This is a genomic window from Methylobacterium tarhaniae, from assembly GCF_001043955.1.
Taxonomy (GTDB): domain Bacteria; phylum Pseudomonadota; class Alphaproteobacteria; order Rhizobiales; family Beijerinckiaceae; genus Methylobacterium; species Methylobacterium tarhaniae.
This window is the reverse complement of sequence record NZ_LABZ01000005.1, coordinates 1-22,615: the sequence shown is the minus strand read 5'-3', so window position 1 is coordinate 22,615 and position 22,615 is coordinate 1. Positions and strand designations below refer to the sequence as shown.

The 22,615-nt window shown below is 71.2% G+C and carries 18 protein-coding genes; 8 read left to right on the top strand and 10 right to left on the bottom strand.

Annotated features, from left to right (window positions below):
- Window positions 1–78: 78 nt before the first annotated feature.
- From VQ03_RS00480 to VQ03_RS00465, 4 genes are all read right to left on the bottom strand, one after another.
- Window positions 79–252, bottom strand: coding sequence for a metallothionein (locus tag VQ03_RS00480; RefSeq protein ID WP_048448884.1), 174 nt, complete (start codon window positions 250–252; stop codon window positions 79–81).
- 2 nt (window positions 253–254) lie between these two features.
- Entirely contained in the window at window positions 255–593 is a 339-nt protein-coding gene (locus tag VQ03_RS00475; protein WP_245291910.1) for an ArsR/SmtB family transcription factor, read from the bottom strand.
- 183 nt (window positions 594–776) lie between these two features.
- A complete protein-coding gene (gene glgA, locus VQ03_RS00470; protein ID WP_048448883.1) occupies window positions 777–2,321 on the bottom strand; it encodes a glycogen synthase GlgA in 1,545 nt (514 codons plus the stop codon).
- A 227-nt stretch (window positions 2,322–2,548) separates the two neighbouring features.
- Complete coding sequence (locus tag VQ03_RS00465; protein ID WP_048448882.1) at window positions 2,549–4,183, bottom strand: alpha-amylase family glycosyl hydrolase; 1,635 nt, start codon at window positions 4,181–4,183, stop codon at window positions 2,549–2,551.
- A gap of 686 nt (window positions 4,184–4,869) precedes the next feature.
- Between VQ03_RS00465 and VQ03_RS00460 the strand changes: the two genes are divergently transcribed.
- A complete protein-coding gene (locus tag VQ03_RS00460) occupies window positions 4,870–7,404 on the top strand; it encodes a glycogen/starch/alpha-glucan phosphorylase (RefSeq protein ID WP_048448881.1) in 2,535 nt (844 codons plus the stop codon).
- 170 nt (window positions 7,405–7,574) lie between these two features.
- On the opposite strand, the gene VQ03_RS00455 is transcribed toward VQ03_RS00460, so the two are convergent.
- Both VQ03_RS00455 and VQ03_RS00450 read right to left on the bottom strand, forming a co-directional pair.
- On the bottom strand, window positions 7,575–9,134 hold the full coding sequence (locus VQ03_RS00455) for an OpgD/OpgG family glucan biosynthesis protein (RefSeq protein WP_048448880.1): 1,560 nt from the start codon (window positions 9,132–9,134) through the stop codon (window positions 7,575–7,577).
- A 112-nt stretch (window positions 9,135–9,246) separates the two neighbouring features.
- Window positions 9,247–9,426, bottom strand: coding sequence for a hypothetical protein (locus VQ03_RS00450; protein ID WP_048436295.1), 180 nt, complete (start codon window positions 9,424–9,426; stop codon window positions 9,247–9,249).
- A 220-nt stretch (window positions 9,427–9,646) separates the two neighbouring features.
- On the opposite strand from VQ03_RS00450, the gene VQ03_RS00445 reads away from it, so the two are divergent.
- Window positions 9,647–11,245, top strand: coding sequence for a gamma-glutamyltransferase family protein (locus VQ03_RS00445; RefSeq protein WP_048448879.1), 1,599 nt, complete (start codon window positions 9,647–9,649; stop codon window positions 11,243–11,245).
- 38 nt (window positions 11,246–11,283) lie between these two features.
- Here VQ03_RS00445 and VQ03_RS00440 read toward each other — a convergent pair whose 3' ends face one another.
- The 3 genes from VQ03_RS00440 to VQ03_RS00430 all read right to left on the bottom strand — a co-directional run bounded on the left by VQ03_RS00440 (window position 11,284) and on the right by VQ03_RS00430 (window position 14,276).
- Window positions 11,284–12,084: a class I SAM-dependent methyltransferase gene (locus VQ03_RS00440; protein ID WP_048448878.1), complete on the bottom strand. Its 801-nt coding sequence runs from the start codon at window positions 12,082–12,084 to the stop codon at window positions 11,284–11,286.
- A gap of 157 nt (window positions 12,085–12,241) precedes the next feature.
- Window positions 12,242–12,841 (bottom strand): ActR/PrrA/RegA family redox response regulator transcription factor, encoded by a 600-nt coding sequence (locus VQ03_RS00435; protein WP_157063886.1) that lies wholly within the window; start codon window positions 12,839–12,841, stop codon window positions 12,242–12,244.
- 43 nt (window positions 12,842–12,884) lie between these two features.
- Window positions 12,885–14,276, bottom strand: a complete 1,392-nt coding sequence (locus tag VQ03_RS00430; protein WP_048448876.1) for an ActS/PrrB/RegB family redox-sensitive histidine kinase — start codon at window positions 14,274–14,276, stop codon at window positions 12,885–12,887.
- A 316-nt stretch (window positions 14,277–14,592) separates the two neighbouring features.
- Between VQ03_RS00430 and VQ03_RS00425 the strand changes: the two genes are divergently transcribed.
- Entirely contained in the window at window positions 14,593–15,864 is a 1,272-nt protein-coding gene (locus tag VQ03_RS00425; RefSeq protein WP_048448875.1) for a polyhydroxyalkanoate depolymerase, read from the top strand.
- A gap of 148 nt (window positions 15,865–16,012) precedes the next feature.
- Entirely contained in the window at window positions 16,013–16,756 is a 744-nt protein-coding gene (locus VQ03_RS00420; protein WP_048448874.1) for a M48 family metallopeptidase, read from the top strand.
- A 186-nt stretch (window positions 16,757–16,942) separates the two neighbouring features.
- Here the strand turns inward: VQ03_RS00420 and VQ03_RS00415 are convergent, their stop codons facing one another.
- Window positions 16,943–17,320, bottom strand: coding sequence for a hypothetical protein (locus VQ03_RS00415; RefSeq protein ID WP_048448873.1), 378 nt, complete (start codon window positions 17,318–17,320; stop codon window positions 16,943–16,945).
- 374 nt (window positions 17,321–17,694) lie between these two features.
- Between VQ03_RS00415 and VQ03_RS00410 the strand changes: the two genes are divergently transcribed.
- Genes VQ03_RS00410 through VQ03_RS00395 form a run of 4 tightly spaced genes read left to right on the top strand, consistent with a single transcriptional unit; the run spans window position 17,695 to window position 22,398 of the window.
- On the top strand, window positions 17,695–18,153 hold the full coding sequence (locus VQ03_RS00410; protein WP_245291912.1) for an invasion associated locus B family protein: 459 nt from the start codon (window positions 17,695–17,697) through the stop codon (window positions 18,151–18,153).
- Window positions 18,154–18,170: 17 nt separating this feature from the next.
- The gene (locus VQ03_RS00405; protein WP_053078341.1) at window positions 18,171–18,794 is read left to right on the top strand and encodes a hypothetical protein; all 624 of its coding nucleotides are present in this window, start codon (window positions 18,171–18,173) and stop codon (window positions 18,792–18,794) included.
- Entirely contained in the window at window positions 18,791–20,779 is a 1,989-nt protein-coding gene (locus VQ03_RS00400; protein ID WP_048448871.1) for a glycosyltransferase family 2 protein, read from the top strand. The genes VQ03_RS00405 and VQ03_RS00400 overlap by 4 nt, the downstream gene beginning before the upstream one ends.
- Window positions 20,776–22,398: a glycosyltransferase family 2 protein gene (locus tag VQ03_RS00395; RefSeq protein WP_048448870.1), complete on the top strand. Its 1,623-nt coding sequence runs from the start codon at window positions 20,776–20,778 to the stop codon at window positions 22,396–22,398. Before VQ03_RS00400 ends, VQ03_RS00395 begins: the two co-directional genes overlap by 4 nt.
- Window positions 22,399–22,615 lie beyond the last annotated feature (217 nt).

The window sequence follows — 22,615 nt, the reverse complement described above, 5'->3', positions numbered from 1 at the left end:
GTCACGGTGTTCGGGCCTCGGCCCGGCTCCAAGAAATGTTAGAGCATGTGGGGGGCGTAATCACGCCCCCGGCATCGTTCAGCCGTGGCAGGTGCAGCCGGCGTGGTCGCAGCCGGCCTGGTGGGGATGGCCCTCGGCGCACTCGTCGCAGCAGAAGGCCTTCCCGTCACGGGACACGGCCTTCGCGACCGGCACCACGCAGACGCAATCCTCACAGGCGCACTTCACCATCTCGACGTTGACGCTGGCCATGGTCACGGTTCCTCTTCGTGTGTGTGGTCGTGGTCTCGGGCGTGATCATGCGGCTCGGTGAAGTGGGCGACCATGTTGCGCAGCACGTCGCGCACGTGATCGTCGTCGATCGCGTAGGCGACGTGCCGGCCGTGGCGCACCGCCCGCAGGATGCGGGCGGTGCGCAACAGGCGCAGGTGGTGCGAGGTCAGCGACTGCGACAGGCCGAGCGCCTCGCCGATCTCGCCGACCGTGCATTCCGCTTCCAGGCAGGCGAGCACGATGCGCAGCCGGTTCGGCTCCCCGAGGAGCCGGAAGACCTCCGCCACGTCCGTGACCTGCTCGGTCGACAGGAGCCGCACGTCCCGCCTCGTCTCAACACATGAACACGTGCTCATGTGTTACTGACGCAGCGGCACATGTCAAGGCGAGGTTTCCACGGCGAGGTCTCTGCCGATTCCGGATCCGCTAGGCCTCGAACGCGAACGACCCCGCGGCGCCGTTCGCGCCGCGGGGTCGTCGAGGCATGCCGATGAGGGGGAAAATCAGGCGGCGGCGCGCGCCCGCATCAGGTCTGCGCCGTTGCCGACGACGCGGGTATAGAGCGACGAATACCCGTCGGCGGCCTGGTTCCAGCCGAACTCACGGGCCATCGCGCTGCGGCGCATCGCGCCGAGGCGGCGCTTCGACGCGAAAGTGTCGAAGGCGCGGCGGATCGCGCCGCTCAGGCCCTTGAGCGAGGCCTCGCCAAAGAGGAAGCCGGTGACCCCGTCCTCGACCGTGTCGGCCAGTCCCCCGGTGCGGTGGGCGATCGGCAGGGAGCCGAAGCGCTGGGCGTACATCTGGGCGAGGCCGCAGGGCTCGAAACGCGAGGGCATCAGCAGGAAGTCGCTGCCGGCGAACATCCGGTGGGCATCGGTCTCCTCGAAGCCGACCCGCACCCCGACGGCGCCGGGATGGCGCCGGGCGAGGTCGAGGAACGCGGCCTCGAAGCGGGGCTCGCCCTGGCCGGTCACTACGAGCTGCCCGCCCTCGGCGACGATCGATTCGGCCGCCGCCAGGGTCAGGTCGACGCCCTTCTGGTGCACGAGGCGCGACACGATGGCGAAGAGCGGCCCGCGCGAGACGCCGAGGCCGAAGCGGGTGCGCACCGCGTCGGCATTGGCGCGCTTGCCCTTCCAGTCGTCGGGCTCGAACCGGGTGGCGAGGTGGGGATCGGTGCGGGGGTCCCAGCTCTCGTCGATGCCGTTGAGGATGCCGGCGAGCCGCCCCTGATGGGCGCGGGTGCGCAGCAGGCCGTCGAGGCCGCAGCCGAATTCCGGCGTGGTGATCTCGTGGGCGTAGGTCTCGCTCACGGTGGTGACGTGCGAGGCGTAGAACAGGCCTGCCTTGAGGAAGGACAGCTTGCCGTAGAACTCGACACCGTCGATCTGGAAGGCGCTCTCCGGCACGCCGAGGCGGCCGAGATTCTCCCAGGCGAACAGCCCCTGATAGGCGAGGTTGTGGATGGTGAGCACGCTCGGCGTGCGCAGGCCGCGCCAGGCGAGGTAGGCAGGGGCGAGCGCCGTCTGCCAGTCGTTGAGGTGGAGGAGGTCGGCGCGCCACTCCGGATCGACGCCCTGGGCGATTTCCGCCGCCGCGAGGCTCAGGCGCCCGAAGCGCAGGTCGTTGTCCGGGAAATCGACGCCCTGGTCGCCGTAGGGCGAGCCGTCGCGCTCGTAGAGGGCGGCGCAGAGGATCACGTAGACCGGCAAGCCGTCGCCGGTCTCGATCAGGCCGAGGTCGCAGGGCGGCATCTCGGCGCTGCCGGCGAGATGGGCCACCACCGTGATCTCGGGATAGCGGTCGACGACCTGGCGGTAGCCCGGGATCAGGATGCGCACGTCGTAGTGCTGGCGCAGGGCGCGGGGGAGGGAGGCGGCCACCTCGCCGAGGCCGCCGGTCTTGATGAAGTCCGCCATCTCGGGGGTGGCGTAGAGGATCCGCGGCTTGAGCGAGCCGCGCAAGCGCTCGACGGCCTCTCTCGGGGAGCCGCCTGACGGCAAAGCCGGCGCGTGGGAGGCCGACCGTGCCGACGCCGGAAATGTCATGAATGAGCCCCCTCGCCGCGAGCCGAACGGGATGCGGGCGGGCAATGCCGCGGCGAACTGCGTCGTCAACGCGCCACTCCCGCTTCGGTTCCAGTGCACTGCACAATATCATGTCGGGCGGGAGTGGCAAGACGAATTTGATTAACGGAAAGCAAAAACTCCGATTGTCGTGATTTCCCGGAGCTGTACCAGCCGGGGCTCGGAGCTTAGGCGGGTAAAGGTCCGCGTCAGCCGTTCGCCGCCGGAGCGCGCCGGATGAGCATCAGGGCCTCGTCTCCCGCAAGTGCGAAGCGCCCGTCCTGCGAGCCCTCGCCGCGCCGGCCGCCGGCGCTCGACAGCATGACCTCCCAGGCGGCCTCGCCCGGCACCGGGACATGGCAAGCTTCATGCCCGAAATTGAGGGCGACGCGGACGACCTCGTCGCCGTGCAGGCGCTCGTAGACGAGGACGTCGCCGGAGGCCGAGATCGCCCGGTAGGCGCCGATGCTCAGCGCCGGGTGGTCCCGCCGCAGCGCGATCAGGCGACGGTGCAGGGTCAGGATCGAGGCGGGATCATCGCGCAGCACCTCGACGTTGCGGGTCTGGGCTTGGGGGTCGAGGGGCAGCCAGGGCTCGACGGTGGAGAAGCCCGCCTGCGGGCCGGGCGCCCACTGCATCGGGGTGCGCTCCGGGTCGCGGCCGCGGCCGGGCTCGTTGTGTTCCCAGGGGTCGCGCAAGCGCTCCGGCGGGATCGGCACCCGGCTTAAGCCGATCTCGTCGCCGTAATAGAGCGTCGGGGTACCCCGCAGGGTGAGGAGCAGAACGGCGGCCACCCGGGCCTGCGCATCGCCGACCCGCGCGGCGATGCGGGGCTGGTCGTGGTTGCCCAGCACCCAGTTGGGCCAGCCGCCCGCCGGCAGGGCCGCCTCGTAGTCGGCGATCAGCCGCGCCACGGATTCGGCGTGCCAGGGCGTCTGGATCAGCTGGAAATTGAACGGCAGGTGCGCGCCCGACAGATCGACGCCGTAATAGGCCACGAGCCGTTCCAGCGGCAGGTAGATCTCGCCGATCAGCACCCGCGCGTCGTACTCCTCCAGCACCGCCCGCATCTCGGCGATGACCTGCATCACCTCGGGCTGGTCGGCGGAGTGAAGCTGGACCAGGCTGTTGATCTCCGGCTCGCCCGGCCGGTAATCCGGGTTGACCGGATTGTCGCGGAGGCTCTCGTCCTTCATCAGGTGCCAGATCACGTCGACCCGGAACCCGTCGACGCCGCGGTCGAGCCAGAACCGCAGCACGTCGAGCATCGCCCGGCGCACCTCCGGATTGCGCCAGTTGAGGTCCGGCTGCTCGCGCAGGAAGGCGTGATAGTAGTATTGCCCGGTCGCCGGATCGAGGGTCCAGGCCGGGCCGCCGAAATTGCTGATCCAGTTGTTCGGCGGACCGCCATCGGGGGCGGGATCGCGCCAGATGTACCAGTCGCGCTTCGGGTTGTCGCGGGACGCCCGCGCCTCGCGGAACCACGGATGCTCCTCCGAGGTGTGGTTCGGCACGAAATCCATGATGACCCGCAGGCGGCGGCGATGCGCCTCGGCCACCAGGACGTCGAAATCGGCCAGCGTGCCGAAGAGCGGGTCGATGTCGCAGTAATCGGAGACGTCGTAGCCGTAATCGGCCATCGGCGAGCGGCAGACCGGCGACAGCCACACCGCGTCGACCCCGAGCCAGGCCAGGTAGTCGAGGCGGGCGGTGACGCCCTTCAGGTCGCCGACGCCGTCGCCGTTCGTGTCCTGGAACGAGCGCGGATAGACTTGGTAGACGACCCCCGCCTTCCACCACAGCTCGCCCGCCAGCAGGCGTTCGGGGGTCGCGTCCTCGGTCATGCGGGGCTCCTGGGCCATGGTCGCGGAGATGTGGCCGCCGGTTTCGCGACGAAACCCTGCGGCATCGGGTAATGGTCGGGGGGGCGACGCACCGGCCGCCTCGCGATCGGCCGGGAGCGCCGGGGTTGAGCCGGTGGGCGGCGGCCTTTATATGAGCGCCCGCGGCGGCGCCCACCCGGGGAAGCCGCCTCGTCGCATCCGGTTCCCGCGCCCACATGCGCGGGTCCACCAACGTGGCAACACTGCATCACCGGCGGCCACGACATCATCATGACGACACGGGCGGGGAGAGGGCGCAGCCGCGCCCGAGCCAGGGGCGACGCAGCCTGGTGGTCCGCCGGAAGAGCGGTCCATCGCCGTCGAAGGGTTAGATCCAAGGTGCAGCCCTGCCCTGACGGTTGGCACTTCCCCTAGGGTATCGATTAACCCTAAGGTCCCTCGTGCAGGTGGTCTCGATCGCGTTCACACTCGCTTCAGGCCGCTTCGCCAAAATCAAGTCTTGTTTCCATGAGACGTGTCGGGACAGCCACACGCGGTCCACCAAACGCTCAAGCTTGTCCCGGCGTCTCGACATCGCCGTTTCACAGCCACACGATGCTGCCGTGGCCGAAGGTTTGCTGCACGGCACGCGACGGGAGATCGCGCTGCAGCGACGAGAGACCTGCGGCAGGGAAGGGGGTTCCAAGGTGCTGAACGAAGTTGTTCTGTCCGGTCGCCAGCGCGAAGACGCTCCGCGGGATGCGCAAGCCCCGCAAGCCGTGGATTCGACGCGCTCCTGGATGCCGCAGGCCGCGCCCGCCGCGCCCGCCGGCGACGAGGTCACGGTGATGCGCACCGCGATCCTCGCCAAGCTCGCCTACGCCCTGGGCAAGACTCCCGCCACCGCCCGCGACCGCGACTGGTTCGTGGCCACGGCCCTGGCCCTGCGCGACCGTGCGGTCGCCGCCAGCGCCATCTCCGCCGGGATCGTGCCGCCCAAGCGCGTGCACTACCTCTCCCTCGAATTCCTGATCGGGCGCCTGCTCTCCGACGCGATGGGCAATCTCGGCGTCGCCGAGACCGTGCGGGCGGCTTTCGCCGGGCTGAACGTCGACCTCGACGCGGTGGCGGGTGCCGAGCCCGATGCGGCGCTCGGCAATGGCGGTCTCGGGCGGCTGGCCGCCTGCTTCATGGAGAGCATGGCGAGCCTCGCGATTCCCGCCTACGGCTACGGCATCCGCTACGATCACGGCCTGTTCCGGCAGGTGATCGAGGACGGGGTGCAGCGCGAGGTGCCGGAGACCTGGCTTTCCGAGGGCAACCCTTGGGAGTTCGAGCGGGCCGAGGCCGCCTGCGAGGTCGGATTCGGCGGCGACGTGGCGATGAGCATCCAGCCGGACGGCACCCTGCGCCGGGTCTGGCGCCCAGCCGAGACCGTGCGCGCCGTGCCCTACGACACGCCGGTGATCGGCCGCGGGGCCAAGCACGTCAACGCGCTCCGCCTCTGGGCGGCCCGGGCAGTCGAGCCCGTGGACCTTGCCCGCTTCAATGCCGGCGATCATGTCGGCGCCGTGGCCGAGCGCGCCCGGGTCGAGGCGATTTCGCGGGTGCTCTACCCGAGCGACGGCACGCCGGCCGGCCAGGAGCTGCGCCTGCGCCAGGAATTCTTCTTCACCTCGGCCTCGCTGCAGGATCTGGTGCGGCGCCATGTCGCCGAGCGCGGCGACCTGCGCTCGCTGCCCGACCACGCGGCGATTCAGCTCAACGACACGCATCCGGCCATCGCCGTGCCGGAGCTGATGCGGCTCCTCGTCGACGTGCACGGCCTGTCCTGGGAGGATGCCTGGCACGTCACCACCCAGACGCTGGGCTACACCAACCACACGCTGATGCCGGAGGCCCTGGAAACCTGGCCGGTGGAGCTGATGGAGCGGCTGCTGCCGCGCCACATGCAGATCATCTACCTCATCAACTGGATGCACCTGGAGGAGGTGTCGAAGCACGGCGCCTCGGTCGAGCAGCTCGCCGAGGTCTCGCTGATCGACGAGAGCCACGGCAAGCGGGTGCGGATGGGCCACCTCGCCTTCCTCGGCGCACGCCGCGTCAACGGTGTCTCGGCGCTCCACACCGAGTTGATGCGCCAGACGGTGTTCGCGCCGCTCCACGCCCTCGACACCGACAAGATCGTCAACAAGACCAACGGCATCACCTTCCGCCGCTGGCTCCACAACGCCAATCCCGGCCTCACCCGGCTCGCCGTCGAGGCGGTCGGCCCGAAGGTGCTCGACGATCCGCGCCACCTCGAGGGGCTGGCGGCCTTCGCCGAGGATGCCGGCTTCCAGGAGCGCTACGCGGCGGTGCGCCGTGAGCGCAAGGAGGCGCTCGCCCGGGTGGTGGAAGAGCGCACCGGCATCACCCTCGATCCGGAGGCGCTGTTCGACGTCCAGATCAAGCGCATCCACGAATACAAGCGCCAGCTCCTCAACATCCTGGAGACGGTCGCGCTCTACCAGGCGATCAAGGCCGAGCCGCACCGCGACTGGACACCCCGGGTCAAGCTCTTCGCCGGCAAGGCGGCGCCGAGCTACCACCAGGCCAAGCTGATCATCCGGCTCGCCAGCGATGTCGCCAAGCGCGTCAATTCCGATCCGGACGTGGCCGGGCGCCTGACCGTCGCCTTCGTGCCGAACTACTCGGTGAGCCTCGCCGAATCGATCATCCCGGCCGCCGACCTGTCGGAGCAGATCTCGACCGCCGGCCTGGAGGCCTCGGGCACCGGCAACATGAAGCTGGCGCTCAACGGCGCGCTCACCATCGGCACGCTCGACGGCGCCAATATCGAGATCAAGGACCATGTCGGTCCCGACAACATCTTCATCTTCGGCCTCGACGCGGCCGGCGTCCAGCGCACGCAGAGCCAGCCCGGCTATGCGGGACGGGCCATCGCGGCCTCGCCCCGCCTGCGCGGCGCCCTCGATCTGATCGCGGCGGGCGGGTTCTCGCCCGAGGAGCCGGGCCGCTTCCGTCCCCTCGTCGACGAACTGACCCACGGTGACCGCTTCCTGCTCACCGCCGATTTCGACGATTACTGGCGCGTTCAGCGCGAGGTCGACGCGGCCTGGCGCCGGCCCCGGACCTGGTGGCGCTCGGCCATCCTCAACACCGCCCGCACCGCGTGGTTCTCGTCGGACCGGACGATGCGGGAATATGCCGAGGAGATCTGGCAGGTGCAGGTGGGCTGAAACGGCCCGACCGCATGACGAAAAGAGAAGCCCCGCGGCGCGAGTCGCGGGGCTTTCTTCTTCAAGAACAATGAGTCGCTTACCTTTGCGCGTCACCGCGTCATCCCGGGTTCTCGCCTATGGCGAGCCCCGGGATGACGATGGAGCGAGCGAAACTCGCCGAGGCAGGCTCACGCCGCCGGGATGTACTGGTACGTCCAGGTCTCGCTCAGGATTTCATCCCCGCGGCGCAGGAACAGCCGCAGCTCGACCGGCTCTGCGCCCGTCACCGCCAGGTCGAACTCGGCGCGCCAGTGGCCCGGCACGTCGTCCGGCACGGCCTCGGTGCGGGCGAGGGGGAAGGTGCCGCGGGAGGTGGTGAGCACCGGTTCCGGCTTCACGCCCGCGGGCAGGCGTCCCAGGGGCTCGCCCAAAAACTCGACCACGAACTTGCGCACGCCCTTCGGCCGGTCGGTGCCGGCCTGGCCGCCATTGCCCTCCCGGGTGGCGACCACGCGGGCGAGGTTGCTCGGATAGGGCTCGTCCGCGACCCAGTGCAGGCGATAGGCGAGGTCGTGCGAGGTGCCGGCGCGGGCGGGCTCCGCCGGCACCCACATCGCCACCACGTTGTCGTGGATCTCGTCGTCGGTCGGGTTCTCGACCAGCTGCACGCTACCCTTGCCCCAGTCGCCGAGCGGCTCGACCCAGAGCGAGGGGCGGCGGTCATAATAGACGCCGTCCTGGTAGTGGTCGAACAGGCGGTCGCGCTGCATCAGCCCGAAGCCGCGGGGGCGCTCGTCGGAGAAGGCCGAGACCATGGTGCGGGGCGGGTTGCGCAAGGGGCGCCACAGCCGCTCGCCGGTGCCGGTCCAGAGGGCCAGGCCGTCCGAATCGTGCACCTCCGGCCGCCAGTCGACCGCGGTGGGCTTGGCGGTCTCGGAGAACCAGTACATCGAGGTCAGGGGCGACAGGCCGAAGCGGCCGACATCCTTGCGCAGGTGCAGGCTCGCCTCGATCTCCATCACCACGGACTTGGTGCGGCGCATCTTGAATCGGTAGGCGCCGGCGGCCGAGGGGCCGTCGAGCAGCGCGAGCACCGTGACGGTGTCGGACTCCGCCGCCGGTGTCTCGAACCAGACATGGGTGAAGTCCGGGAACTCCTCCGGCCTGTCCGGCATCACCGTGTCGAGGGCGAGCCCCCGGGCCGACAGGCCGTACTGGTAGAGCTCGCCGATCGCCCGGAAATACGAGGCGCCGAGGAAGGCGACCCAGTCGTTGCGGCGCCAGTCGAGGGGGCCGCCGCGGCGCTCCTGGAAGCGAAAACCCGCGAAGCCGGGATTCGGCGGAAGGCGCCGGGCCGGCGAGTCCGCCGGCATCTCGAAGGCGGCCGGATCGTAGATGATCTCGCGGGCCTGGCCGCCCTCGACCACGTGCATCCGCACCGGCTTCTGGAAATAGCGGCCGAGATGGAAGAAGGTGACCGGGAAGGCGCTCGGGCCGTCCGCCCACAGCGCGTGGTCGGGCTTGTATTTCAGCTTGCCGTGGGCGTCGTAGTCGATCGCCTGCAGCACGTCGCGGTCGGGGATGGCCGGCGCGGCATAGGGCCGGCCGGCGAGGTCCCGCGCCCGGGCCTTGAGGGCGTCGAAGCCGAAGGCTTCCGGCCGGCCGAGGGGCAGCGCGGCAGCCAGCACTTCGGGGCCGGTACCGAGCAGGAGCGCGGCGCCGGCGAGCAGCGTGCGACGGTCGATCATCTCTGCGTCCCTAGAGCATTTTCCGACGAAGCGGATACCGGTTCGTCGTAGAAAATGCGGCAAAATCAAACACCTGGAGCAGCGCTCGATGGCAACGTGATCGGGCGCCGCTCTAGCGGATCGGCTCGATGCTGGTCGCCCGGCGCCAGAGCTGGACCATGATGTAGAGGGCGAACAGGCTGAACAGCACCATCAGCACGTGCCCGACGGTGTCGCCGAGCTCGAAGATGCCGGCCAGGGCCCAGCCCGCCGCGATCGCCACCGCGAACACCTCGACGCCGACCAGCACCATGATGCTGAGGATGGTGACGACGCTGCGGGGCTTGAGGGATCCTGATGCGGGCACGCGGCCTGACCCTTGTCCTGTGTGGCGGGGCGATCGGCGCGAAGAGGCGCCTATCGTTTCATGGCTCCGGGGACTAGCCTGAACCGGCGGGCCGGCGCAACCGCGCGCAACCCCACGCGTCGATATCGTGACGTCATCGTCAGCCCAGAGTCATCCAAGCTCGCAGATGCCCGAGACCCCCGTCTTCTCCCGCGCCGCCTGCGCGGCTCCCCACCACCTGGCGGCCGAGGCCGGCCGGGCGATCCTCGAAGAAGGCGGCAACGCCGTCGAGGCGATGCTCGCCATGGCGGCGACCATCGCGGTCGTCTACCCGCACATGAACGGCCTCGGCGGCGACGGCTTCTGGCTGGTGCGCGGCCCGAACGGCGTGGTCCGGGCGATCGAGGCCTGCGGCCCGGCCGGCAGCCTCGCGACGATCCGGCGCTACCGCGACCAGGGCTACGACGCGATCCCCGAGCGCGGGCCCGACGCGGCCCTGACCGTGGCCGGCGCGGTCGGCGGCTGGGCTCTGGCGCAGGACATCGCCCGCGACCTCGGCGGCCGCCTGCCCCTCGACCTGCTCCTCTCCGACGCGGTCCGGCATGCCCGCGAGGGCGTGGCGGTGTCTCCGTCCGAGGCGCGCTACGTGCCGAAGGAACTCGATACGCTCCACGACCAGCCGGGCTTCAAAGAAACCTTCCTGATCGACGGCAAGATCCCGAAGGCCGGCACCCTGCGAAAGCTGCCTGCTCTCGCCGCCACCCTGGAGCAGCTCGGTCATGCCGGGCTGGAGGACTTTTATCGCGGCGATATCGGCCGCGAGATCGCCGCCGACCTGGAGCGGGCCGGCAGCCCGGTCACCCGCAGCGACATCGAGCGCTACCGGGCGGTGTCGCGGGCGCCGCTGTCGCTGAAGCTTTCGGGCGCGACGGTCTACAATTGCCCGCCGCCGAGCCAGGGCCTCGCGGCGCTCATCATCCTCGGCCTCTACGAGCGCCTGGGCGCCGTCCGGCCCGAAACGGCGGCGCATTACCACGGGTTGATCGAGGCGACGAAGCGCGCCTTCCGCATCCGCGACGCGGTGGTGACCGATTTCGACCGCCTGCGCCACGATCCCGCGAGTTTCCTCACGCCGGAGCGCCTGGAGGCGGAAGCCGCGGCGATCCGGATGGATCGGGCCTCGCCCTATCCGGTACGGCCGGTCGGCGACGGCGATACGGTGTGGATGGGGGCGATCGACCAGAACGGCGTCGCGGTCTCCTACATCCAGTCGGTCTACTGGGAGTTCGGGTCGGGCGTCGTCCTGCCGCGCACCGGCCTCACCTGGCAGAATCGCGGCGTCGCCTTCTCGCTGGACCCGAAGGCCGTGAACCCGCTGGAGCCGGGGCGGCGGCCGTTCCATACCCTCAACCCGGCCATGGCCGTCCTCGCCGACGGGCGGGTGCTGTCCTACGGCAGCATGGGCGGCGACGGGCAGCCGCAATTCCAGGCCCAGGTCTTCACCCGCTACGCGCTGTACGGGATGGGCGTCGCCGAGGCGGTGGACGCGCCGCGCTTCCTGTTCGGCCGCACCTGGGGCGCTGAATCGATGACCGTGAAGGTCGAGGACCGGTTCGAGTCGTCCTGCATCGCGGCGCTGTCGCGGATGGGCCACGAGGTCGAAGAGCTGGGCGGGTCTTACATCGACTCGCTGGGCCATGCCGGCCTGCTGGTGCGCCACCCCGGCAACGGGCGGGTCGAGGCCACGCACGATCCGCGGTCGGATGGCGGGCCGGCAGGTGTCTGAGCATCGTTGCTGCGCCGTGCAACTCTGCTTGGTCCGCCTCAGGGCTTCACCGCCTCGTAGACCAGCATCTGCAGCCGGGCGGTCGCCGGCTCGCCGAGCGTCCCACGGAGGCGGCGTGCCAGCTCCGGCACGAGCGTCTCCGGCTCGAGGCCGCGCTCGTGCAGCAAGGTGGCGGTCGGGTTGCCGAGGAGCAGTCCGGCCGCGAACAGCCCGAGATCCGGCACCGGCGCGGCGAGGCGGACCACCTCGGCGCGAAAGCCCGTGAACCCCGCCTCCTGCGCCAGCACACGGACCTCGTCGAGGCTCGTCATGCCATAGGCGAGGCCGAAAACCCCCGTCTCGCCGGTCGCCTCGACGACGAGATCGGCCGCGACCTGGGCATATGGATTGGTCTCACGACCGTCCCAGGTGGTGAACAGGAACCTCCCGCCGGAACCGAGCACCCGGGCCGCCTCCCGCATCGCGCGGGCGCGGTCGGGAAAGAACATCACACCGAACTGGCAGAGCACGAGGTCGAAGGACGCATCCGCGAAGGGGAGGGCCTGGGCGTCGGCCGGGCGCAGCGCGACGCCCGAGCCCTCCGGCAGGCCTGTGGTGGCGCGTTCCAGCATCGCGGGGGAGAGGTCCGTGGCGGTGATCGCCGTCCCGGCCGGCAGGCTCGCGGCGAGGCGCCGCGTCAGCTGACCGGTGCCGCAGGCGGTCTCGAGTACGCGGCCAGGGCCGAGTTTCGCCACGCGGGCCGCAACCGCCACGGCAGCGGGCGCAAAAATGACCGGCGCCATGCCGCGCTCGTAGAGATCCGGGATCGCGCCGCCGAACTTCCGAAGGTCGTCGCTCATCGCGTCACCCTCCCTGCAACCTCGGGAAGGATATCGGTCCCGACCCGACGCGGAACGATCCGGGCGTTACATCCGGTGACGGACGATCGTCCCCGACAGCATGACGGGCCCGGCACCTCCCGGCGCCGGGCCCGCCTCGTTCTCCCGCGTCACGACCTCAGCGCGGCGCGCGCTTGGCGAGAATCCGCTGCAGCGTGCGCCGGTGCATGTTGAGCCGGCGCGCCGTCTCCGAGACGTTGCGGCCACACAGCTCGTAGACGCGCTGGATGTGCTCCCAGCGCACCCGGTCGGCCGACATCGGGTTCTCGGGCGGGTCGGCCCGCTCGCCGGGCTCGGCCATCAGCGTGCCGTGGATCTCGTCGGCGTCGGCGGGCTTCGCCAGGTAGTCGAAGGCGCCGAGCTTCACCGCGGTCACGGCGGTGGCGATGTTGCCGTAGCCGGTGAGGATCACGCCGCGGGCCTCGGGCCGGCGCTCCTTCAGGCGGGCGATGACGTCGAGGCCGTTGCCGTCGCCGAGCCGCATGTCGATCACCGCGAAGGCGGGCGGCTGCGCCTCGACCGCCGAGACGCCCTCGGCGACGCTCTCGGCGACGTGCACCCGGTAGCCGCGCGCCTCCATGGCCCGGGCGAGGCGGGTCGAGAACGGCTTGTCGTCATCCACGATCAGCAGGCTGCGGTCGGCGTGGTTGAGGAGGGCGTCGCCCTCCGGGATGGTGCCGGCCGGGGCCTCCGGGCTCAATGTTCCGTACTGCGTCATCAGGCGACGCTCCTCGCGAATTTCAGTCAGTCTCTTCAGAGCGTTATATAGGAACGTCGCGCGCCTGCGTCAGGGGTGCGGCGTCCCCCGTGCCCGGGTTTCGGTGGCCTTTGGCCTCCCTCTCGAAAACGTGACGGGGCCAGACGATCCGCACCACTGCCCCGGTCGAGGGATCGACCGCGTTGGCGAGGCTCAGCTGCGCCCCGGACCGCTCGATCAGCGTCTTGGCGATGAAGAGGCCGAGGCCGAGCCCGGTCCCGCCGTCCGGCCCCTCCTTGTCCGAGGCGGCCTTGGCGGCGCTGCGGGTGCTGACATAGGGCTCGCCCACCCGCAGCAGCACGTCCGGGGCGAAGCCCGGCCCGTCGTCGCGGATCTCCAGCGAGACCTTGTCCGGGCTCCAGCGCGCCTCGATCGCCACGCAGCTTTCGGCGAAATCGACCGCGTTGTCGACGATGTTGCCGAGGCCGAACATCACGCCCGGGTTGCGCCGGCAGGCCGGCTCCGGGCCCTCGCCCTTCGTCGTCACGTCGAGCACGATGCCGAGCGCGCGCTGGGGCGCCACCAGCTCCTCGACGAGGTGGCTCAAGGAAATGGTCTCGATGAAGCCGCCCTGGTCGGCGTCGAGCGAGGTGAGCTTGGAGAGGATGCCGCGGCAGCGCTCGACCTGGTCGCGCAGCAGCGCCAGATCCTCGGCGACGCTGGGGGAGGCCGTGGGGCCGAGCTGGCGGTCGAGTTCCTTGGCCACCACCGTGATGGTGGCGAGCGGCGTGCCGAGCTCGTGGGCCGCCGCCGCCGCCAGGCCGTCGAGCTGCGACAGGTGCTGTTCGCGGGCGAGAACCAGCTCGGTCGCGGCCAGCGCCTGGGCGAGCTGGCGCGCCTCCTCGGCGACGCGCCAAGCATAGACGCCCGTGAAGGCGGTGCCGAGCAGGATCGCGGTCCAGACGCCCGACACGTACAGGAACGGCAATTCGAGCTTCTCGCCCGCGAACCACGGCAGCGGCCGGTAGACGAGGGCGAGCAGCGTCGAGAGCCCGACCGCCAGGAGCCCCAGAGCCAGGGTCCGGGCCGGGGGGAGGGCGGTGGCGGAGATCAGCACGGGCGCGAGGAACAGGAGCGCGAACGGGTTCTGCAGGCCGCCGGTGAGGAAGAGGAGCGCGGCGAGCTGGATGATGTCGAAGGCCAGCAGCAGCACCGCGGCGTCGTCGCTGAGCCGGTGGCTCGCCGGGTAGCGGATGCGCAGGGTGAGATTGAGCCACGACGAGGCCGCGATGACCAGGAAGCACCAACCGAAGGGCAGCGGCAGGCCGAGCCCCAGATGGGCCCCGGCCACCGCCGCACCCTGGCCGGCCACCGCGAGCCAGCGCAGCCGCACCAGGGTGTCGAGGCGCAGGTGGCGGGCATCGCGCACCAGGTCGGTCGGCGAGGGTTCGAACATGGTCGAAACCATAGTGCGCCGTGGCCCGCCGGCCAGGGCGATGCGCCGGAAACCCTTCGCCGTCCAGTGCGTTGCCTAGAACGGTGAATTAACCGGATCAGGATCGGCCTCACGGCGATGCCGGGTCGTTTGCCGCACTGCACAAGGCACATGTGGGAGTTGAGGTAAAAAGGGCACAGTTCCACCTTTTGACACCTTGGATTTCCGCAGATGTTGCCCTTCTATATCGGTAATCTATTGTCCTGGCTCCCAATCGGGACAGGCGTCTCCCGGCGGCGGTGCGCGCGCCTCTGGGTCAATCGTGGACGGTGGCGTCATGGATCTCTCCTATTTCTGGTATGAAGCCGCGCACTGGATGTTGACGCCTGCCCGAGCGGCCGCCGACGCCACGCAGCTCGTGTTCAAGAATCCCGTCAACCCGATCACCTACACCCCCTATGGCCGGACCGTGTCGGCGGCCTGCGAGATGTTCGAGCGCACGACGCGCCGCTACGGCAAGCCGGCCTTCAACCTGCCCCGCACCGTCGTCGAGGGCACGGTGACGGACGTGACCGAACGGGTCGTGTGGTCGAAGCCGTTCTGCCAGGTGATCAAGTTCGACCGCGCCCTGAAGCGTCCGACGCTGCAGGCCCAGCCGAAGGTGCTGGTGGTGGCGCCGATGTCGGGGCACTACGCCACGCTGCTGCGCGGCACCGTCGAGGCGCTGCTGCCGGCCCACGAGGTGATGATCACCGACTGGACCGATGCCCGCATGGTCCCGCTCGATGCGGGTCACTTCGACCTCGACACCTACATCGACTACCTGATCGACATGTTCCAGGCCTTCGGGCCGGACCTGCACGTGATCGCCGTCTGCCAGCCCTCGGTGCCGGTCTTCGCCGCGGTCGCCAGGATGGAGGCCGACGGCCTGCCCGGCGTGCCGACCTCGATGACCCTGATGGGCGGCCCGATCGATACCCGCCGCTCGCCCACCGCCGTGAACTGCCTCGCCGCCGAGCGCGGCTCGGATTGGTTCAAGCGCAACTGCATCACCGTCGTGCCGCCGGGCTATCCCGGCACTTGGCGCGAGGTCTATCCGGGCTTCTTCCAGCTCTCCGGCTTCATGGGCATGAACCTCGACCGTCACCTGACGGCGCATTGGGACATGTTCAAGCACCTGGTGCGCAACGACGGCGACTCGGCCGAGAAGCACCGCGAGTTCTACGACGAATACCTGTCGGTGATGGATCTGACGGCCGAATTCTACCTCCAGACCGTCAACACCGTCTTCGTCGAGCACGCCCTGCCGAAGGGCGAGATGCGCCATCACGGCGAGCTCGTCGATCCGACCGCCATCCGCCACTGCGCCATCATGGCGGTCGAGGGCGAGAACGACGACATTTCCGGCGTCGGCCAGACCCTGGCGGCCCACGACCTCACGCCGAACCTCGCCGCCGAGCGCAAGCTCTACCACCTGCAGAAGGGCGTCGGCCATTACGGCGTCTTCAACGGATCGCGCTTCCGCGCCCATATCGCGCCGCGCATCTCCGCCTTCATGCACGAGATGCAGGGCACGCAGCAGGTTCCGGACCTGCGCGAGGCCTCCTGATCCCGACGCGGCGCCGCCCGGGCGGCGCCGTCTCCGCATGACGACGTCGCCGACCCGTCGCTTGCGCGCCTGGTTCCAGCACCTGCTCTGCCTCGCGCGACGAACCGGGCCGCTGACAGGCTCCGGGTCTCCCGGGTACAAGGCTGGCATGCGAGTCGCGCTCCTGCGCCGTTCGGCGCCCGAACCCACCCACGTCACCGTCATCCACGCCGACACCTGCTACCCGGTCACCGTGCGCCGCCGTGCGGCCGCCCGGCGCATCACCTTGCGGGTGTCGAGTGCCACCGGCGAGATCGTTCTCACCTTGCCGGAACGCACCGACCTGTCCACCGCCCAGCGTTTCGCCGATTCCCACGGCGCCTGGATCGCCGCCAGGGTGGCGAAGCTGCCGGAGCGCGTCGCCTTCGTGCCGGGCGCGACCGTGCCCCTGCGCGGCGTGCCACACCGCATCCTGCACTGGTCGACCGCCTCAGGCCCCACCGTCGCCACCACGGCGCCGGACGGCGCCCCGGTGATCGCGGTCTCGTGCGGGCTGCCCCATGTGGCGCGCCGGGTGCGTGATTTCCTCGAGGCCGAGGCCCGCCGCGACCTGACCGCGGCGGTGACCCGCCATGCCGGGGCCCTGGCCCGGACGCCGAAGCGCCTGACCGTGCGCGACACCCGCAGTCGCTGGGGCTCCTGCTCGGCCGCGGGCCACCTGAATTTCTCCTGGCGCCTGATCATGGCGCCGCCCGCGGTGCTCGACTACCTCGCGGCGCACGAGGTCGCCCATCTCGCCGAGATGAACCACTCGGACCGGTTCTGGCGCGTGGTCGCCGGCCTCTACCCCGATTACGAGGAGCCGGAAGCCTGGCTGAAGCGGCACGGCACCGAGCTGCACCGCTACGGCTGAGACCAACGGTCGTCGAAAGCGACCCTTGGTTCCGTTCTCGAATTTTCGTCAAGCCCAAGGTCCCTGACTACTGGGCTTGGCATCCTTCTGGGCTTGGCATCCTTCTGGACTTGGCATCGAAAAGTTCGAGATGGATCGATGGCTCGATGCGTCAGCATCCTGGGCCGTTGGTACGAGACCGAGCCGTCAGCCCTTCGTGCGCACCACCACGACGCGCTCTGCCGGCCAGGCCGGACGCGGATCGACCTGGCCCGGATAGAGGGTCCGCGGCGCCACGCTGTCGCAGAGCTCGCGCTGGCGCAGGATGATCTCGCCGTTCTCGCCCCGGCGCCGGATCACCCCGCCGTCGCGGCAGAAGCCGGCGATCTCGGCCGAGCGCGAGGCGCGGCGCCCGCGCGGGTTGCGGGCGACCGGCGGGTGCTCGACCGTCAGCGTCGCGTCCCGGTTGAGCGAGCGCTCGACATAGGTGGTCTCGTCGACGGGCAGCGACTGGGCGGCCGCGTGGCCGGGGATCTGCCCTGCGGCCAGGACCAGGAGGGCGAGGGAAGTGGCGGCGAGTCTCATCGGGCGGCTCTCGCGAGGAGGGGGAGGGGGTCGATCGACGATCGTCCCGGACGGCGCGGGCTCCCGGCCGGGGGCACGTCCCATCGGTATGGACCAGAAACCGTGCATAACCTCTAACGTCGCCGGGCGGCGGGCGTCGCTCGGCCGTTCCCACTGCTAAGCCGGTTCGCCGGCTCGGGTTCCCGGTTGCGACGGGCCGAAGCCGGCGCCTCGGCTTGACAGCATCCCTGCCTCGTGTTCGGAACGCCCCCGGGCCGGCGGAGAGCCGGGGCAGCGGAGCGGTGAGCGGCGTGGGAGACAGCGTGCGACGGATCGGACGCCGGGTGCGGGCCGCCACCCTCGGGCTCGGGCTCGGTCTTGCCTTTGGCTTCGGGCTGGGTCTGCCGGCCACCGGTGCCCTGGCGCAGGGCGCGGTCAAGCAGACCTTCAACGACTGGCAGCTGCGCTGCGAGACGCCCGCCGGCGCCAAGGCCGAGCAATGCGCCCTGGTGCAGTACGTCGCCGCCGAGGACCGGCCGAACCTCTCCCTGGTGGTGATCGTCCTGAAGACCGCCGACAACCGCGGCACCCTGCTGCGGGTGGTGGCGCCCCTCGGCGTGCTCCTGCCCTCCGGCCTCGGCCTGAAGGTCGACCAGGCGGAGATCGGCCGCACGTCCTTCGTGCGCTGCCTCTCCACCGGCTGCGTCGCCGAGGTGGTGATGGACGACAAGCTCATCAGCCAGCTCAAGTCCGGCCAGCAGGCCACCTTCATCGTCTTCCAGACTCCCGAGGAAGGGGTGGGCATCCCCCTGTCCCTCAAGGGGTTCAAGGACGGCTTCGACAGCCTGAAGTGATCGATCGGGAGAGGATTGTGACGGCTCGTTGTCTGCGCACGCTCGGCCTCGGCACCCTAGGTCTCGTCTTGGCGCTGGGCACGCCCGCCGCCCCGGCACGGGCCCAGAATGCGGCGCCGCCAGACGAGGGCAATCCCTTCACCAACATCTTCAAGTATGGCGGCACCACCAAGCCGCCGGAGGCGCCGCCGAGCCTCGACGACGTCTATTGCCCGATCATCGACATCACCGAGGGCGGCTCCTCGCTCCAGACCCTGGCCGGCGGCACCGTCCGGACGCAGATCCGCCTCGGCCAGCTCAGCCGCTCGTGCCGCCCGGCCGAAGGCGGCAGCACCGTCGTCACCGTCGGCGTGCAGGGCGTGGTCCTGCTCGGGCCCGGTGGCGCCCCCGGCCGCTTCACCGCCCCCGTCACGGTCACGGTGAAGAACGGGACCCAGGTCGTCGGCCGGCGCAGCCGCCAGGCCGTGGCGACGATTCCGCCGGGCGAGGCCAGCGGCACCTTCACGGTCGTGGAGGAGGGGTTCGTGGTGCCGGCCGCCCTGGCGAAGGATTTCGAGATCGAGGTCGGCCTCGGCGCTGCACCGAGGCCTGCGCGGGCGCCCCGGCGCAAGCCCGCCGCCCCGCCGCCGGCCGACGGTTGACGGCGCGGTCGGCGCCCGGCGCCTGCCGCATCGCCCCCCGCTCGGACGATCCGGACTTCACCCGCGCGCTGATCTTCGAACGGCCGACGGCCGGGCGCTGGCTCGCCCTCGACTACGCCCTCGACCGCTTCGCCGTGCCTGTCCGGCCGCTGCTGCGCTTCTCGCAGGCCGGCGGCACCCACGAGGACGCTCTGCTGCCGGGCCCGGTCCTCGGCCGCGCCTCCTGGCTCGGACCGGTCCCGCCCGGCACCGAGGAGATCCTGCTCGCCGCCCCGGCGGAGGGGTTCCGCATCGAGTCGGCGCGACTCCTCTCCCGCATGGCGGTGCTCGCCCTCTGCGCGCGCCGGCGGCCGGACACGCTGCCGGTCGCGCTCTATCAGTGGCTGCGCCGCGATGCGCGCCGGCTGCGCAACACCCTGCGTATCGCCGCCGGCGTGAGGCCCCTCGCGCAGTACCCGGTCTGGAAGGCCGAGCATGCGCGGCCCTTCGAGCCCGCCTTCGACCGGGCGCCGTCCGGATTGCCGCGCCTCGGCCTGATCCTCGAGGCGACATCCGGGGAGGCGGGGGCGGTGCGACGCACCCTCGCTTCCCTGCAGGCCCAGCGTCACGGCGACTGGCGCCTCTCCCTGCACTGGCAGGGTCCGGAACCCGCTTGCCTCCCCGGCGATCCGCGGATCTCCGCCGGCGGCTTGCCGGGGGGAGCCGCGGTCGGCGTCCTGCGCCCCGGCGATCAGCTCGCGCCCGACGCACTCACCCACCTCGCCGCCGCCTTCTCCGGCCCGGAGCCCGCCGACCTCGCCTATGCCGACAGCGAGGCCGAGACGCCGGACGGCCTGCGCCCGTGCCTCAAGCCGGGCTGGAGCCCGGACCTCGCCCTGACCACGCTCTATCCCGGGCGCCCGCTCCTGGTCGCCAGGGATCTCGTGACGCGCGTCGGCTGGGCGCCGGGGCAGGGCGCCCGCGCGCTCCTGCTCGCCGCGGCCCTGGCGGGACCGGCCCGCATCCGGCGCATCCCCCGCATCCTCTGCCGCACGGCGCCCGAGGCGCCGGATCCAGACGGCCACGCCGCGGACCTGACGGCGGCCCTGCGCCGCGCGGGCTCGCCGGCCGTCGTCGCGCGGACGGGCGACGTTCTCGACCTCGACTGGCCGCTGCCCGATCCGCCGCCCCTCGTCTCCGTCATCGTCCCGACCCGCGACCGGCCGGACCTGCTGCGCGTCGCCGTGCGGGGCATCCTGCACGACACCGCCTATCCAGCCCTCGAACTCGTCATCGTCGATAACGGCTCGACCGATCCGGCCGTGGCCGCCCTCTATGCCGAGTGGGCGTCGGACCCGCGGGTGCGCCGGCTCGACCGGCCGGGGCCGTTCAATTTCTCGCGCCTCGTCAATGACGGGGCCGCCGCGAGCCGCGGCGAGGTCCTGCTGCTCCTCAACAACGACATCGAGGTGCTGCACCCGGACTGGCTCGTCGCGATGGTGCGCCAGGCCCTGCGCCCGCAGGTCGGCGCGGTCGGGGCCAAGCTCCTGTTCGGCAGCGGCCGTATCCAGCATGCCGGAGTCGTGGTCGGGCTCGGCGGCCGGGCCGGGCACATCCTGCGCAACCGCCCCGCCGATGCGCCGGGCCATCTCGGCCGGCTCACCGTGGCGCACGAGGTCGCGGGGGTGACCGCCGCCTGCCTCGCCGTGGCGCGCCACAAGTTCGAGGCGGTCGGCGGCCTCGACGCCGAGGCGTTCCCGGTCGACTTCAACGACATCGATCTCTGCCTGCGCCTGAGGGAGAGGGGATGGACATCGGTCTGGACTCCCCGGGCGGTGCTGGCCCACCACGAATCGGTCAGCCGCGGTCCGAGCGTCGGTCCGGCCCGGGCCCGGTTCGAGGCGGAAGCGAACCGCTTCGCCGCGCGCTGGCGGGCGGTGATCCGGGACGACCCCTATTACCACCCGGCCTTCTCGGTCACGACCTTCGGGGAGGAACTGGAATGAGGCTCCCGCCTCATCCGGCCTTCGACGCGTTGCGCTTCGCGGACGGCCAGCCCGGTCCCGCCCATCGCTGGCTCGTCCGGCTGCTCCTGGCGCTGAAGCGCCCGGGCGAGGCCTGGGAGGTCGCCAAGGCGATCCTTGCCGGCAAGCGGGTGCGGGCGCGCGACCGCGCCGCGATCCTCTGGGGCGCCCGCCACGCCCTGACGCCGCCGCCGCTCCCCGCGGGCACGGTCGAGGCGGTGCCGGGTTTGCGCATCGCGACTCCGGCCGAGATCCTGTCCGGCGGCGCCGGAGCGGCCGCGCTCGTGGTGCTGACGGCGCCGGGTCACCGGCTCGTCCCGGGAGCGCCCCGAGCCATCGTGGAGGCCTTCGCGGCCGATCCCGGCCTCGGCGCCCTCTACGGTGACGCCGTGGTGACCGGGCCCGGCGCCGCGCCGCTACTCCCGGTGCTGCGCCCGGCCTTCGACCCCGACTACCTGCTCGCCGCGGATTACATCGGCCCGGTCGTCGCCATCCGCCGGGCAGTGCTGGACCGGCTCGGGCTCGACCCCACCCTTCCGGGCGCCGAGACCGCCGACCTGCTCTTGCGGCTCGCGGCCGAGAGCCCGCATGCGGTGCGCCACCTGCCGCGCCTGCTCTCGACCTGGTCGCCCTCCGCGGCGGTCGCACCCGAGGGTTGGGCGTCGTCGCGCCGGGCCCTCGCCGAGCGCCACCTCGCCGGGTCGGGCCGGGCCGCGGCCTCGGGCGGCATCCTCGCCCTGCGTCGCGACCTGCCCGTGCCGCTGCTCGCCAGCCTCATCATCCCGACCCGCGACCGGGTCGAGCTGCTGCAGGCCTGCATCGAGAGCATCCGGGCCCACACCGACTGGCCTTCCCTCGAGATCATCGTCTGCGACAACGACAGCCGCCATCCCCGCACGCTCGCCTATCTCCAGCGGCTGGCGGGGGAGGGGGTGCGGGTGCTGCCCTGCCCCGGCCCGTTCAACTTCGCGGCGATGAACAACCGGGCTGCCGCGCAGGCACGGGGCAGGCTCCTCGTCTTCGTCAACAACGACGTGGTGGCCTATCGGGGCGACTGGTTGCGGCGCATGGCCGAGGAGGCCCTGCGGCCGGATGTCGGCGCCGTGGGCGCGAAGCTCCTCGATGTGCGGGAGCGGATCCAGCACGGCGGCATCGTGCTCGGCACCGGCGGCCTCGTCACCCACGCCCACCGCCACTTCCCCGGCACGGCGCCCGGCTATCTCGCCTCACTCCGGGCGACGCACCGGGTCTCGGCGGTCACGGCGGCCTGCCTCGCGGTGGAGGCCCGCAAATTCCAGGCGGTCGGCGGGTTCGACGAGGCGGCCTTCGCGGTCGATTTCAACGACGTCGACCTCTGCCTACGCCTGGAGGCGGCGGGATACCGGACCCTGATGGTGCCGGGCGCGGTGCTCTATCACCACGAGGCCGCGAGCCGGCGCTGGAATCCGGAGGCCCGCTCCCGCCACGAGGCCGAGGTGGCGGCCCTGCGGGCGCGCTGGGGGGCGCGGCTCGACGCCGATCCCTGGTACCATCCGGGATTCGACCCGCGGGCGGGGACCTATGTGCGGCTCAGGGCGTGGGAGGGGGCAAGCCCGCGCTGAGCCTGCCTTCGCTCGCCTCAACTCAATCCAGTCAAGCGCGGGATCCCCTCGCCAGGCATGCCGGGCTTGCCCGGTATCGCTACGAGGAGCGGGAGAGGGCAGGGGCGATCGACGATCGCGCAGGGTGACACGCTGCCGTGCAAAGTGCTGAGCTTAGAGCTGCCGGCACGACGGTCACAGCTTCAGGCGGAAGCCTGTCACCCTCACCTCTAACCCC